Genomic DNA, 13,920 nt, shown 5'->3' with positions numbered 1-13,920 from the left:
TGCGGCTTTCCGCGCCGGGGTGCGGCCTTCCGTGCCGGGGTGCGGCCTACCGTGCCGGCGTGCGGCCTTCCGTGCCGGGGTGCGGCCACGGCCGACCGGAATCACATATTCCGTTCATGTCCTGCCAGGCAGAGTAGGGGAACCGGAGGCGCGGGCGGGAGGCCCCGCGGGAGCCCTAGAGGATGCCGAACAGGAACCCGGCCGCCAGTACGGACAGCGACGTGAGCACGGCCCATTTGATCGTGAACCTCGTGTGCTCGCCGAACTCGACCTTCGCCATCCCGACCAGCACGTACACGGCCGGCACCAGCGGGCTGGACATGTGCAGCGGCTGGCCGACGAGCGAGGCACGGGCGATCTCCAGCGAGCTCACCCCGTGTGCGGCCCCCGCCTCGGAGAGGATCGGGACGATGCCGAAATAGAAGCCGTCGTTCGACATCAGATAGGTGAACGGAATGCTGAGAACGCCCGTGACCAGCGCCATGTGCGGCCCGAGCGCGTCGGGGACGGCCCCGACCACGGAGCGGGCCATCTCGTCCACCATGCCCGTACCGGTCAGGACGCCGGTGAAGACGGCCGCGGCGAAGACCATGCCGGAGACGTTGAGCACGTTCTCCGCGTGCGCGGCGATCCGGGCCTTCTGCTCGGCCATCTCGCGGAAGTTCACCGTCAACGCGATCGCGGCGCCCAGCAGGAACAGCACCGGGATCGGCAGCACCTGGGCGATCAGCAGGGCGAGCAGCGCCACGGTGAGGGCCGCGTTGAACCAGTACAGCCGGGGGCGCAGGCACGCGCGGTCCGGGTCCAGGACGGCGGACTCCGCACCCGAGGACTCCGCGCCGACGGCCTCCGGGGCCGCGTCGCCGACCCCGCCGCCGACCGCCGCGCTTCCGCCGGCCGCGGGGCCGCCGCCGGCCGGGGCACCGCCCTTGCGGAGCGAGAGCCGCGCCCGGACGCCACGGCTGCGGTCACCGCCACCGCCCTGGCCACCGCCGCTGCCCGAACCGGCAGCCGTGCCCGCGCCCACCAGCGCGGTCTCCGGCTCCCGCGCGTCCTCGTGTGCGGCACCGCGTTCGCCCGGCCCGTCGAGGGAGAGGGTGCCCAGGCGGCGGCGTTCCCGTACGCCGAGGACGTAGGCGAGGGCGAGGACGCAGACCATGCCGACGGCGAGCGCGGGCACCATCGGGACGAAGATGTCGCCGGCGTCGAGGTGGAGGGCGGTCGCGGCCCGCGCGGTGGGGCCGCCCCACGGCAGGGTGTTCATCACGCCGTTGGCCGTGGCGGCGACCCCCGTCATCACGACCACGCTCATCCCCAGCCGCCGGTAGAGCGGCAGCATCGCCGAGACGGTGATCATGAATGTCGTCGAGCCGTCGCCGTCCAGCGAGACGATCGCGGCGAGCACCGCCGTGCCGACGACGATCCGCAGGGGGTCGGCCTTGCAGAACCGCAGGATGCCCCGCACGATCGGGTCGAAGAGACCCACGTCGATCATCACGCCGAAGTAGATGATCGCGAACATCAGCATCGCGGCCGTGGGCGCGAGGTCACCGATCCCGTCGAGCACGTAACCGCCCAGGTCGGCCCCCTGGCCGACCAGGACGCAGAACAGCGCGGGAACGAGCACCAGCGCGGCGATGGGGGACATCTTCTTCGTCATGATCAGCACCAGGAAGACGGCGATCATGACGAATCCGAGGATCGTCAGCATGGAAAACCAATCTCTCGCCCGCCGCGAGAGCGGCGGGGCCCGCCCGGGGCCGGAAGACGGTCCCCGGGGCCCGGCAACGAAAGGCGGCGGAGCATGCGGCGGCCGACAGCCCTCCGGCCGGGCCCCGATGCCCTGCGGTCGCCCGACCGTAAGCAGCGCGACATGCCCGTCACAAGGGCGTCATCCGCGAGCAATATGCGCGAAACCCCAGCTCACGGGGGGTGGGCGGGGTACACGGGGCCGTGGAGCGACGGCCGGGTCCGAGGTGGCGGCGGGTGATTGGGGCCCTGCGCGCGGGGGCACCCGGGAAGCGGCCTGACAAGGAATGCCGAGCCACGGAAGTGATCAGGCATGGCTGCCGAGACGACGCGGACCGTCACGCTCGAGAGCGGCGACGGCGCCCTCCTCACCGGCGACCTCGCGGTGCCCGGCCGGGCGAACGCGACCGTGCTGTTCGCCCACGGCAGCGGCAGCTCGCGGTTCAGCCCCCGCAACCGTGCGGTCGCCGCCGCGCTGCGCGAGGAGGGCCTGGCCACCCTGCTGCTCGACCTGCTGACCGGGGACGAGGAGCGCACGGACGCGGCGACCGCCGCACACCGCTTCGACATCCCGCTGCTCGGGCGCCGCCTGGTGGCGGCGATCGACGCGCTGGAACGGCACGAGCTGACCGGCGGACTGCCGGTGGGCCTGTTCGGGGCGAGCACCGGCGCGGCGGCCGCGCTGACCGCCGCCGCCGACCGGGGGCGCACGGTGTACGCGGTGGTCTCCCGCGGAGGCCGTCCCGACCTGGCAGGGGACGCGCTGCCGGACGTGCTGGCTCCCGTCCTGCTGATCGTCGGCGGGAACGACCAGGAGGTACTGCGGCTCAACGAGGCGGCGGCAGCCCGGCTGCGGGCCCCGCACCGCATCCACGTCGTCCCCTCGGCCACGCACCTGTTCGAGGAACCCGGGGCGTTGGAGGAGGTCGCCAGGGAGGCGAGCCGCTGGTTCGCGCTCCCGCCCACCACAGACGGCGAGTAGCCACGCGGCGCACAGCCCCACAGGGTGCGGACAGCCGCCCAAGGCGCGGACAGCCGCCGGGCATCCGCCGCTGGTGCGCACAGTCACCGCTGGTGCGCACGGCCACAGCCCGACTCTCGGAAACTGGGAGGAACCCCGATGCGTTTCGCAGACCGCACCCAGGCGGGCCGCGAACTCGCCGCCTCGCTCGACGACCTGCGGCGGCAGGAGGAACTGCCCGACCCGCTGGTCCTGGCACTGCCCCGCGGGGGCGTGCCCGTCGCCGTGGAGGTGGCCCGCGCCCTGCACGCGCCGCTCGACGTGCTCGTGGCCCGCAAGATCGGACTGCCGGGCCGTCCCGAGTACGGGGTCGGCGCGCTCGCCGGCGAGGACCCGCCCGTCTACGACCGCACGGCACTGGAGATGCTGGGGCTGACCGAGGACCGGCTGTCGGCCCAGGTCGCGCACGAGCGGACGGAACTGACCCGCCGCGAGGCCCTCTACCGGGGCGACCGCCCGGCGCCGCGCGTCGCGGACCGCGCGGTGATCGTCGTCGACGACGGCCTCGCCACGGGAGTCACCGCACGCGCCGCGCTCCGCCGCGTACGCGGACAGGGGCCCGCCCGCCTGGTACTGGCCGCCCCCGTCGGCGCACCCCAGTCCGTGACGGCGCTCAGCTCGGAGGCCGACACGGTGGTCTGCCTGCACCAGCCGGCCGCCTTCGAGGCCGTCGGCCTCTGGTACGACGACTTCCCGCAGACCACGGACGAGGAGGTCCTCGCCGCTCTGCACGCTACACCGGCCCGCTGAGGCACTCCGGCAGCACCGTACAGAACCGGCCAACTGCGAGGTATGCCACAAGAGGCGCTCAGAGGCCCAGGTGCCCCGTTCCAGGGGCGTATCGTCGGCGTCTGGCCGCCCGCGTGCTCCGACGCGGGTGGCCGGTTCTGTGTCCACAGTCCGAGAGGAGAGCCGTCCATGCCGGCCGACAGCAGCCCCGCCTCACCGATCTACAACAGCCTGATCGAGGAGCACGGTGACGTGCTCGCGGAGGTCCGCGAAACCGCGCAGGCCCTCCAGCAGGAGGCCGAGCAGGCGCTCGACTTCTCCCCGGTGCACAGCCGCCACCCCGATACCGGCAGACCCCAGGAACCCGCCCCCGACCCCACCCCTCCCCCTACCCCTCCTGCCCCCGCTCCTGCTCCTGCTCCTGCTGCTTCCGCTCCCTCTCCTGCCCCGGACGCTGCTCCCGCCGCCCCTCCCGCCGGCCCACAGGAACGGCCCCGGCGTCCGCGCCCGTTGGGTCAGCGCGCACAGCCGGAGCAGCAGCACACCGTGCCGTCCCCTAAGGACAGCCACCAGGGCTGAGCCGCCTGCCCGGCGCCTCTCACCGGGAGTCGGTACGCACCCGGTGCAGGGCCGCGGCCAACGCCCCGCGCACGGGCTCGGGTACGGGCGTACCCTCCGCGCCGGCGACCAGCGCCCGGGCCACCCGGCGCAACTTCACGTTGGAGCGCTGGGAGACCTGCACCAGCACCCACCACGCCGTCTGCGCGTCGCAGGGCGCCAGGGCCATCACCATGCCCCGCGCCTGATCGATGACCGGCCGGGACTCGGCGGCCTGCCGCAACTGCTCCACCTCGGTGCGCAGCTCCTCGACCTGCTCGCACAGCTGCTCCCGCTGCCGCTCCGGAGCGTTCGGCGCCTCCGCGAACTCGCCGTTCGCGTACTCGCCGTTCGTGTACTCGCCGTTCCGACCGGTCCCACCGTCCACGCCGTGCCGCGTGCCGGGCGGGTGGAACGCCACCGCCTCGGCACGCGAGGGCGTGGTGGCCCTGGCTCTGCGGCGAGCACGGTCCACGGACGTCCTCGCAGAGCCGGCTGCCGCACCCATCGGTCCCCCAGGGGTGGTCGTCCTCAACGTGGCGTTCTGGCGCGTGATCGGCCTCGTTCGGCCGTCTCCAGTCTCGTTCGGCCTCCTTCGAGGGTGGCCCCCAGACCCTGGGCGCAGCAACCCCGTACCGCCTCCACGTTTCGGGACAAAACACCCATCGAGGCGCTACGGCACCGGGGGCTGTTTCCCCAACCCACCGGTGCCTACACGGAGCGAGCTCGGCCCCGCGCACTCATGCAGGTAACCGAGTGCGCCTGCGGCCAAACGGCACCCCACCGGTCCGTTGGCAGGTCGTTACCGACCGTTGCCGGGCCGATATCCGGCACCCGGCCCGGTCAGAAGCCGCCGCCCCCGCCGAAGTCCCCACCGCCGAAGCCGCCCCCGCCGTCGCCGAAGCCACCCCCGAAGTCGCGCGAGTCGAAATCGCCGCCGGAGACGTCACCGCCGGTGAAGTCGCCCCCGTCCCCGTACCCGAAACCGTCGGCGCCGTAGGCGTACGGCCCGAAGAGGCTGCTGCCCAGCAGGGTGCCCATGAGCATCCCGGGGAGCAGGCCGCCGCCGAAGTAACCCGCGGCCCAGGGCGCGTACACGGGACCCGCCTCCCAGTAAGGGCGCGGTCCTTCCGGCGTGCCGACCTGCCGGGCCGACGGCTCCAGTCCGTCCGCCAGCCGGGTCGCGTCCGCGGCGCAGACCGGGATCGTCCGTTCGCTACCTCCGTCCGGCGGCGTCCAGGCCACGTCCTCGACCGAGGGCCCGTGCCGGGGGTCGAAGAAGCACGGCGGCCTGCGCTGAGGCAGCTCCTCCCCCTTGAGCCGCGCGTCGAGCGTCGCGAGGGCGAACCGGCCCCGCTCCAGCGCCTCGCTCACGCCCCGCACGTCGTCGGCGCGGCGCGCCGTGGCCATGGCCGACTTGGCCGCCTCGTACGCGTCCAGGGCCGCGGCGTAGTCCTCCCGCGCCTCCGGGCCCGCGTCCGGGCCCGTCGGGTCGAACCCGATGCGGCCCAGTTCCTCACCGAACGCGGTGATGTCCTCGTCCACGACAGGACGGAGCTCCTCGAGACCGGCCCGCTCCTGGCGCTCCCGCCGCTTGCGGCCCCGCCTGCTCACCAGCACGGCACCGCCCACCGCCAGCAGAACGAGCGCACCGAGGGTGACGACCGCGCCCACGCCCCCACTACCGCGTCCTTCCGGTGCCGCGCCGCCGCCGTCCCAGGAGGCGGGCGCCGTACCGTCGGCCTGCTCGATCGCCTGGTCGACGAAGTCCGTCACCGCCGCACGGGGGTCGCCGGAGTGCGCGCGCTCGACCGCCCCCGACACGTTCCGCACCGCCTCCCTGGACATCACCTGACTGTCCGCGCCGGCGTCGAACCGGTCACCGAGCGCGACGGCGTACACACCGGTGATGCCCGTACGGGTCCGCAGGTCCTGGAGCAGCGTGTCCCGGTCGAACTCCCCGGAGGCAGGCAGCACCACGACGAAGACCGGCTTGTCGGCGCGCTCGATCCGGTCCGCCAGCGCGTCGGCGTCGGACGGCGGCAGCGCCTTCCGCGCCCGCGGGTCCACGTACACGGGCCCGTCCCGCAGCGCCTGCGCGGCCTCGTCCACCCCGCCCACCGCGCCCACCGCGCGCGGCCCGGCAGCGGCTGCCGCGGTCAGCAGCAGCGCGGCCACCACCGCGCCGAACAGAGGCAGGAGGCCCAAGACCCGCCGTACGGTCTTCATACGATCGACAGTAGCGCAAAAGGGGCATACCTCGCGCTTCCCGGAGGGAAGCGTGAACCCACTCCGACCGTGGCCGGCCCCCGGCCACTGATCACCGCTTCGCGTCAGCCCCGTCCCCCACGGACCGCCCGGCGACACCCACCGTGAGGTCCCAGTACTCGGCATACCGCCCGCCCCGCCGCAGCAGCTGGTCGTGGCTGCCCTGCTCGACGACGCGGCCGCCGTCCAGGAAGGCGACCCGGTCGGCGCGGCGGACGGTGCGCATCCGGTGGGCGACCATCACCACCGTGCGGCCCTTCATCAGCCGCTCGATCCCGGTGTGCACGGCGGCCTCACTGACCGGATCCAGAGCCGAGGTCACCTCGTCCAGCAGCACGAGGGGCGCGTCCTTGAGCAGGGCCCGTGCGAGCGCGACGCGCTGCCGCTCGCCGCCGGACAGCAGCGCGCCGCCCTCGCCGACGCGCGCCGACCAGCCGCCGGGCAGCCGCTCGACCACGTCGTCCAGCAGCGCCGCGGCGCCGGCGGCACGCACCTGGGCGCCGGTCGCGTCCGGACGGCCGAGGCGCACGTTGTCCTCGATGGTGCCGTCGAAGAGGTAGACGTCCTGGGAGACGAGGGCGACCCGCTCCATCAGCTCCGCCGTCGCCATCTCCCGCACGTCCACGCCTCCGATCCGCACGGCGCCGGCGTCCACGTCGTGGAAGCGGGCGAGCAGTTGCAGCAGCGTGCTCTTGCCCGCGCCCGACGGGCCGACGACGGCCAGCCGCCCGCCCTGGGGTACCGACAGCGACACCGCGTCGGTCACGGTGCGGCCGCCGTGGCGGAAGGTGACGGCGTCGAACTCCACGTCGTGGCCGCTCGGCCGGAGCGGTGCGGCAGGCTCCGGCAGCGGCTCGGTGCGCAGCACCTGATCGAGGCGGGCCAGCTCGGCGCGGGCGGCGCGCAGGCTGCCGCCGATCTCGGCGAGCGAGAGCAGCGGGTCGGCGCAGCGGGCGGCGAGCACCAGGACGGCCAGGACCTCGGCCGCGCCGAGGTCCCCACCGAGAGCGAGGTAGGCGCCCAGGGCGAGCAGCCCGGTGAACACCGCCTGCACGGTGGCCGCCAGCCCCAGCACGCCGGGCAGCGCCGAGAGCGTGGCCCGGCGGGAGGCGCGCTGCTGGTCGGCGAGGGCGTCGTCGAGCAGCCCGAAGCGCTCGGCGGTGCGGCCGCCGACCCGCAGCACGGGCTGGGCCCGGAGGTACTCGATGACGCGCCCTGTGGCCTCGCGCTCGCGGGCGACGCGCTCGGTGTCGGCGGCGGTGGTGGCGCGCGCCGTGCGGAGCTGGACCGCGGCGACGACCGGCACGGCGGCCAGCGCTGCGAGGCCCAGTTGCCAGCTGAAGGCGAGCATCACGCCGACGATCGTCAGCGGCGTCACGCAGGCGGAGACGAACGGCGCCAGCAGGTGCGCGAGCACACTCATCGCCCTCAGGACGCCCTGGCTCGCCAGGACGGACACCTCGCCGACCCGGCCCGGCCCGTACCAGCCCAGCGGCAGCCGGGCGAGGTGATCCCCGAGCCGGACGTACATGCCGTGCAGCATCGTGGTGCCGGCGCGGAAGCCGGACCGGTCGCTGACGTAGCGCAGCACCGCGTAGCCCGCGACCGCGGCGCCGAAGGCGAGCAGCCAGGGCCAGGCGTCCTCGGGCGAGCCGCCGAACAGCGCCCGCAGCACGGGGACCAGCAGGGCGTACGACAGCCCTTCGACGAGGGCGGTCGCGGTCATGAGGGCGACGGTGCGGCGCACCCGCCCCGCGTACTCGCGGCCGAGCACGCGCAGCAACATGGTGATCATCGGGTCTCCCGCCCTCCTGTCGCATCGGTCTCGGCCACACCGGCGTGCAGCCGCCAGAACGCGGCGAACTCTCCGCCGTCGGCGCGCAGTTCCGCCGGGGTTCCGCGCTCGACGATCTCCCCGTCGCGCAGCATCACGACGGTGTCGGCGTCCGCGATCGTCTCCATCCGGTGGGCGATGACGAGCGTCGTGCGCGCGCCCCGGGTCAGCGCCAGCGCCTCGCGTACCGTCGCCTCGGTGCGCGGGTCGGCGAAGGCGGTCGCCTCGTCGAGGACCAGCACGGGCGCATCGGCGAGCAGGGCGCGGGCGAGCGAGAGGCGCTGCGCCTCGCCGCCCGACAGCCGGGCGTCCTCACCGATCACCGCGTCGTAGCCGCGCGGCAGAGCGAGGATCCGGTCGTGGATGCCGGCCATCCGGGCGGCGCGGACGAGGGCGTCGTGGTCGGCGTGCGGTACGGCCAGGGCGATGTTCTCGGCGATCGAGGCGCGCAGCAGCCGTACGTCCTGGAAGACGAACGACACCCTCCGGTACAGCTCGCGGCTGCCCACCTCGCGCAGGTCGACGCCGCCGAGCAGCACCGCGCCCTCGTCCGGGTCGACGAACCGGGGCAGCAGCCGCACCAGCGTCGACTTGCCGCTCCCCGAAGGGCCGACGACCGCGGTCACCGTGCCGGGCTCCAGCACGAGATCCACACCGCGCAGGACCTCGCGCCCGGCCTCGTACCCGAAGCGCACCCCGCGCAGCTCCACCCGGTGCCCACGCGGCGCGAGGGGTCGCACCGGCTCGGGCAGCGCCGGCTCGGCGAGCACGTCACCGATCCGGCCCAGGGCACGCCGCGCGGCCCGCACGTCGTCGAAACCGTGCCCGAGCGCGGCCACCGGAGCCGTCAGCCCCAGGCCCAGCAGCAGGAAAGGCAGCAGATCGGCCGGCGCCAGGCCGCCACGCGCGATCCGGTACGCGCCGCCGACCAGCACCGCCAGCAGCACGAACGGCGGCGACAGCGCCACCTGCATCCCCGCCGCGACCCCGGACAGGCCGCGCACCATCGCGGAGAAGCTGCGCGTGAAGTCGTCCACGGCACCGCGGAACTCGCGATGCGCGCGCTCCGCGCCGCCGAACGCCTTGACCACCGCGATGCCCTGCACGAACTCGACGACCGAGCCCGCGATCCGCCCCATGGCCGCGTCGTACTCCCGCTGCTCCCGCAGCCGCTCCCGCGTCATCATCAGCGGCACCAGCGCCACGGCCAGCAGCACGGGAACCAGCGTGATCAGCGTCAACCGCCAGTCCACGGTGACGAGGTAGGCCAGCGAGACCAGCGGCACCACGAACGCCGACACCAACTCCCCGGGCGTATGAGCGATCACCGGATGCACCGCGCTGACGTCCTCACCGACCAGCTTCGCCAGCTCACCGCCGCGCCACCGCGCCAGCCTGCCGATCGGCACCCGCCCCAGAGTCGCGGCCAGCCGCCGGCGCAGCGACAGCTGCACACGGCCGTCGAGCAGGTGCCCGACACCGGACGACGCGGCCGTGAACAGCAGCCGCACGAAGAGACCGGCCGCGCCCGCGACGACGACCCCGCGGACGTGCCCGGGAGAAGCGGGGCCGGGCGCCAGCAGCGTCCGGCCCAGCTCGACGACCGCGAGCAGCGGCAGGAGACCGGCGACGGCGCCGATGATCTGGAGGGATACGACGGCGGCGAAGCCGCCCGCGTACGGGCGCAGCAGGCGTCTGACGCCCGGCGGCCGGGCGGTTGGGGTAACAGGCATGCGCCCACCCTCGGCGCCGGTGCGCCCCGAGGGATTGGAGGAATGTTCCCGTCAACGGGCGTGCGGGCCAGGCTCTGCGCAGCGGGGCCTGCGTGAACTGGGATCTGCGTGGCCGGATCTGCGTGACGGGGCCTGCGTGACCGGGCCTGCGTGGCGGGATCCACGGGACGGGAGCCACGTGACGGGCTCTACGTGACGGGGCCTGCGTATGAGTGCCCACGTACCATGGCGCTCGTGCCAACTGCCGCGGCCGCGCACGCGCGCGGAAACGACGCCGTCTGGGACCTCGCCCGCCCCGTCAGACCCAGCCGCGTGCCCGGCGTCGTCCTGTCCGGGTTCAGCGACCGCGGCCCGGCGCCGGTCGACCACAGGATCGACCCGCACCCGGTCATGACACTGGCGCTGGCCTGCGGCGACGGTGCGCCCGTCATCCACGACCACACCGGGCGGCGGCAGTCCGGAAGCCTGGTCACCGGGCTCGGATTCGGCTCAGGTGGCGCGGCGCGCATACAGGCCGCACACGTCGAGTGGATGCAGGTCCGCCTCTCCCCCGTGATCGCCCGCGAGGTGCTCGGCGTGGAACCGGCGGACCTGGAAGGCACCGTGGTGCCCCTCGCCGACCTGTGGGGCCACCGGCAGGCAGCGCGCCTCACCGAGCAACTGGGCCTGGCCGCCACCTGGGAGGAGCGCTTCGCCCTGGTGGAAGCGCTCCTGGCCCGCAGGTCCGCCGAGCAGCCGGCCATCGAAGCGGAACTGGCCTGGGCCTGGGACCGCATCCTCGCCGACCACCAGCGCGTACGGATCAGCGGACTGGCCGCCGAACTCGGCTGGAGCCGCAAGCGGCTGTGGTCCCGTTTCCACGCGCGGATCGGGCTCCCGCCCAAGCGCGCGGTACGCCTCGTCCGCTTCGACCGGGCCGCCACCCTCCTGGCCCGAGGACAGGAGGCGGCCCGGGTCGCGGCCGACTGCGGCTACACCGACCAGTCCCACCTGCACCGCGACGTGGTGGCGTTCTCCGGCGTGACCCCCTCCCGCCTCGCCGGCCTCACCCTGATACCCCCCGACGACCTCGCGTGGGCCGACCACGTCCCGCGGCTTGTCTGACCCGTGGCGGCGGTTGCGCCGGGCGTCCGCCCGGCGCAACCGGTTCAGCGAAGCGAGCTTCCGAGCTGTGCCCCGTCCACGGGCGCGCCGAGATCGCTCGGCCCGAAGGAGGTGGCGTTGTCCGTCGTCAGGCCCGTCTCCGTGCCACGGAGCGACCACACCGCGCCGGAGGAGTCGTTCTCCTCCGTCGAGGAGACGTTGAGGTCGCGGTGTCCGTCACCGTCGACGTCGAGGAGGGCACAGGCCGCGCCGAACTCGTCGTTCTCCTCGGCGACCCCGGGCACGCCCGGGCTGTCCTGGTCGAACAGCTGGCTGCCCTGGCCGGTGACCCCCGCCTCGGAGCCGTGCAGCAGGGCGACCGCGCCCGCGTCGGTCTTGTCCCCGCTGTCCTTCCAGCGGATGCCCAGGGCGACCTCGGCGCGGCCGTCACCGGTCACATCCGCGACCGAGACGCAGGAGCCGAGCATCTCGCCGTCCGAGGGCGCCTCGCCGGGGAAGCCCTCGAGACTCTGGTCGAACGTCTGCCGACGGCTGTCGGACAGGCCGTCCTTCGCCCCGAAGACGACCGTGACCTCGTCGAACAGGTCACTGCCGCCACTCACCACGAGGTCGTCGTAGCCGTCGCCGTCCACATCCCCCGCGTCCAAGTCCCCGCCACCGTCGTCCGGACCGGTGGACACGGTGAAGCCGGAGGGGCTGCCGAGGAGGGCGTCACTGCTGTACACGCCGTCGCCCTCGTAGCGCCGGAAGATGAGGTCCTGCCGGCCGTCACCGTTGACGTCGGCCACGCCACGGGCCGTCGAGGGGCCGCTGATCGAGGTGGCGCTGTTGTTCTCGTCGTCCCACTCGGACTTGTCCAGGAAGTCGAGCTTCTCGGCGGGCGTCCCGGACCGGGTGACAGGCCCCTTCCACAGGGCCGCGGGCTGCTTGACCGGGTCGTCACCGCTCGACCCCGGGTCTCCCAGCAGGGCGAGGTCGGCCTTCTTGTCGCCGTCGAAGTCGCCGATCTGCGGCGTCGTCCCGAACCCGGGTATGGCCGTACCGCCGGTGAGCCCCTTGGCCGAACCCCACAGGATGACGCTGCCGGACGAGGCGTCCGCCGACCCGATGACCAGGTCGGCGTAACCGTCACCGTCCAGGTCCCCCTTGCTGAAGGACTTCCCGAACTCCTGCTTCGCAGTGGCCGACCCGGGCACTCCGCTCGTCGAACGGCTCACCAGCTGCTTGTCCGAGGTGTCGAGACCCTTGGCCGAACCGTAGGTGACAGCCACATACCCGGCCTTCGCCTTGCCGCTGACGGTCCCCCCGGGAGCGCCGCTGACCAGGTCCGCGTAACCGTCCCCGTTGAAGTCCTCCGCCACATCCGCCTTCTTCGCGGACGGCTGTTCACCTTGCTCCGTGGCACTCGCCTGCTGCGGCTGGGCGAACACCCCGGTGGTCAGCCCCCCGACGGTCGCCATCACAAGGGCGGCCCCGATGGTCGTGAGGCGGGCTGCCGATATTCCGCGGGGCCGAACCCCACCACGCTCGGCCAGGCGTCTTCCATGACTCATGCGCTGCTTCCTTCGCATACCGGGACGGTTCTACGGCACGTACGGTCGCAAGCCTCAACGGCCCTCCCCGGCTCAGTAGTTCCTCTTCGCCGGGGGAGCGCCGATCGACTCCGCTGGTCCGCTACACCAGATGAGATGACGCGCGACCGCGAATAGTTCACGAAAATCGCCCCTTGTTGGCTCAACCAGCAATCGCGGCGCACGACCGTGCCCCCTCGCGTCACCACCTACGCAGCTCGGGGCGGCGCCTCCCGAACCTCTGCTTCGGCTTCCTCGGCACGATGCTGCGCGCCGTGTCCGGGATGGTGACGTACGACGCGCCGCCCGGCCTCGCGGCCGCCACCGGCGCGTACGCCCTGGCCGGCGTGGGCGTCACCTCCGCGGGCGACAGCCCGCGCGCCCCTCACCACCGGTTCCCACCCAGTCGACGAGCGGGTTGCCCGGCTTCGCACCTCGGGCCGGCCCGGGGCGTGGAGGTCGACGCCGCGCCGTGTCAGCTTCAGCGGAAACGGGGCGCCTCAGGCCCAGAACCCGCCTCCGGTACCCCTCCCGATCAGCCACAGCAGCAAGGACACCACCGTGCCGAAGCCCAGCCAGGCACCGAGCCGGGATCGCGCCGGTCCCGGCACCATCATCGTCCGCCCCGCGAAACCGCCCAGCATCACGCCGAGGAGCGCCAGTCCCAGTGCGCCGACGCCCCGCATCGCCAAGTTGCTCTCGCCTTGGTCATCGGTGCGGAACACCTCGGCGGGGCCCACATCCGGCCGCATGGCACGTGCCGGGAAGGCCTCGCCGGCCTCCGTCCCCTCGGCGTCGTGACTCTCCTTCAACGGCACGTCCGTCAGCTCCAACTCCCCGTCGCTGGAGCGGAAGTCTCCGTAGCAGAAGGTGCTGGGGCCCTGCTTGGTACCTCCGCCGTGCTCGCACCGGTCCAGAGTGAATACTCCCGGCTGTGCCTCCTCGACGACGCTCTTCACATCGAAGTAGTCCGTCTTGAGCAGCCCGATGCCGGACACCAACGCCAGCGCGGCGAACAACGCGGCGATCCCCGCCTTCTTCCGCTGGGCAGACGAAAGAGACCCTGCCGCACCCAGCTGCGCCTGCCCCTGTGCACCAGGCAACTCCGTTCCGGACATCGTGCGCTCCCCCGTTCGCCCCGTACGCAAGGTGCTGCCGCGCCGAGCCCAAGCTCCCCGACCGCGGAGAACACAAGGTGAAAGCGGTGTGCCCCCGCAGCCCTTCGTGCCCTCGGGCCGACCACCCTAGTTGGAGGCCATGGCGGTGGCAGCCGCGGCGGTGGGCCCCGAGCTGCTCGCGGCCACTGGTGGAGCG

11 protein-coding genes are annotated in these 13,920 nt (G+C 73.6%); 4 read left to right on the top strand and 7 right to left on the bottom strand.

The features are described 5' to 3' along the window. Positions 1-175: 175 nt before the first annotated feature. Positions 176-1,711, bottom strand: coding sequence for a CitMHS family transporter (locus tag MMF93_RS18370; protein WP_242752976.1), 1,536 nt, complete (start codon positions 1,709-1,711; stop codon positions 176-178). Positions 1,712-2,062: 351 nt separating this feature from the next. Here MMF93_RS18370 and MMF93_RS18365 point away from each other — a divergent pair, with 351 nt between their 5' ends. The 3 genes from MMF93_RS18365 to MMF93_RS18355 all read left to right on the top strand — a co-directional run bounded on the left by MMF93_RS18365 (position 2,063) and on the right by MMF93_RS18355 (position 4,078). Beyond that, positions 2,063-2,731, top strand: coding sequence for a dienelactone hydrolase family protein (locus tag MMF93_RS18365; RefSeq protein WP_242752975.1), 669 nt, complete (start codon positions 2,063-2,065; stop codon positions 2,729-2,731). A 138-nt stretch (positions 2,732-2,869) separates the two neighbouring features. Beyond that, positions 2,870-3,520 (top strand): phosphoribosyltransferase, encoded by a 651-nt coding sequence (locus MMF93_RS18360; RefSeq protein WP_242752973.1) that lies wholly within the window; start codon positions 2,870-2,872, stop codon positions 3,518-3,520. A 168-nt stretch (positions 3,521-3,688) separates the two neighbouring features. Next, positions 3,689-4,078: a hypothetical protein gene (locus tag MMF93_RS18355; RefSeq protein ID WP_242757895.1), complete on the top strand. Its 390-nt coding sequence runs from the start codon at positions 3,689-3,691 to the stop codon at positions 4,076-4,078. A 19-nt stretch (positions 4,079-4,097) separates the two neighbouring features. On the opposite strand, the gene MMF93_RS18350 is transcribed toward MMF93_RS18355, so the two are convergent. The 4 genes from MMF93_RS18350 to MMF93_RS18335 form a co-directional block, all read right to left on the bottom strand. Further along, positions 4,098-4,571, bottom strand: a complete 474-nt coding sequence (locus MMF93_RS18350) for an ANTAR domain-containing protein (RefSeq protein ID WP_242752971.1) — start codon at positions 4,569-4,571, stop codon at positions 4,098-4,100. A gap of 368 nt (positions 4,572-4,939) precedes the next feature. Next, entirely contained in the window at positions 4,940-6,325 is a 1,386-nt protein-coding gene (locus tag MMF93_RS18345; RefSeq protein WP_242752969.1) for a hypothetical protein, read from the bottom strand. A gap of 91 nt (positions 6,326-6,416) precedes the next feature. Beyond that, the gene (locus tag MMF93_RS18340; RefSeq protein WP_242752967.1) at positions 6,417-8,159 is read right to left on the bottom strand and encodes an ABC transporter ATP-binding protein; all 1,743 of its coding nucleotides are present in this window, start codon (positions 8,157-8,159) and stop codon (positions 6,417-6,419) included. After that, complete coding sequence (locus MMF93_RS18335) at positions 8,156-9,931, bottom strand: ABC transporter ATP-binding protein (protein ID WP_242752966.1); 1,776 nt, start codon at positions 9,929-9,931, stop codon at positions 8,156-8,158. The genes MMF93_RS18340 and MMF93_RS18335 overlap by 4 nt, the downstream gene beginning before the upstream one ends. Before the next feature lie 234 nt (positions 9,932-10,165). Between MMF93_RS18335 and MMF93_RS18330 the strand changes: the two genes are divergently transcribed. Continuing rightward, on the top strand, positions 10,166-11,035 hold the full coding sequence (locus MMF93_RS18330; RefSeq protein ID WP_242752957.1) for a helix-turn-helix domain-containing protein: 870 nt from the start codon (positions 10,166-10,168) through the stop codon (positions 11,033-11,035). A 44-nt stretch (positions 11,036-11,079) separates the two neighbouring features. On the opposite strand, the gene MMF93_RS18325 is transcribed toward MMF93_RS18330, so the two are convergent. Beyond that, on the bottom strand, positions 11,080-12,495 hold the full coding sequence (locus tag MMF93_RS18325; protein ID WP_242757642.1) for an FG-GAP-like repeat-containing protein: 1,416 nt from the start codon (positions 12,493-12,495) through the stop codon (positions 11,080-11,082). Between the two features lie 611 nt (positions 12,496-13,106). After that, on the bottom strand, positions 13,107-13,724 hold the full coding sequence (locus MMF93_RS18320) for a hypothetical protein (RefSeq protein WP_242752956.1): 618 nt from the start codon (positions 13,722-13,724) through the stop codon (positions 13,107-13,109). Positions 13,725-13,920 lie beyond the last annotated feature (196 nt).

Source organism: Streptomyces tubbatahanensis (assembly GCF_022699385.1).
GTDB lineage: Bacteria > Actinomycetota > Actinomycetes > Streptomycetales > Streptomycetaceae > Streptomyces > Streptomyces diacarni.
This window is presented reverse-complemented; position numbering and strand designations above follow the sequence as displayed.

Coding starts and splice junctions, on each gene's coding strand:
- MMF93_RS18365 (WP_242752975.1), top strand. CDS start 2,063: ATGGCTGCCGAGACGACGCGGACCGTCACGCTCGAGAGCGGCGACGGC.
- MMF93_RS18370 (WP_242752976.1), bottom strand. CDS start 1,711: ATGCTGACGATCCTCGGATTCGTCATGATCGCCGTCTTCCTGGTGCTG.
- MMF93_RS18325 (WP_242757642.1), bottom strand. CDS start 12,495: ATGGCGACCGTCGGGGGGCTGACCACCGGGGTGTTCGCCCAGCCGCAG.
- MMF93_RS18335 (WP_242752966.1), bottom strand. CDS start 9,931: ATGCCTGTTACCCCAACCGCCCGGCCGCCGGGCGTCAGACGCCTGCTG.
- MMF93_RS18340 (WP_242752967.1), bottom strand. CDS start 8,159: ATGATCACCATGTTGCTGCGCGTGCTCGGCCGCGAGTACGCGGGGCGG.
- MMF93_RS18345 (WP_242752969.1), bottom strand. CDS start 6,325: ATGAAGACCGTACGGCGGGTCTTGGGCCTCCTGCCTCTGTTCGGCGCG.
- MMF93_RS18360 (WP_242752973.1), top strand. CDS start 2,870: ATGCGTTTCGCAGACCGCACCCAGGCGGGCCGCGAACTCGCCGCCTCG.
- MMF93_RS18320 (WP_242752956.1), bottom strand. CDS start 13,724: ATGTCCGGAACGGAGTTGCCTGGTGCACAGGGGCAGGCGCAGCTGGGT.
- MMF93_RS18355 (WP_242757895.1), top strand. CDS start 3,689: ATGCCGGCCGACAGCAGCCCCGCCTCACCGATCTACAACAGCCTGATC.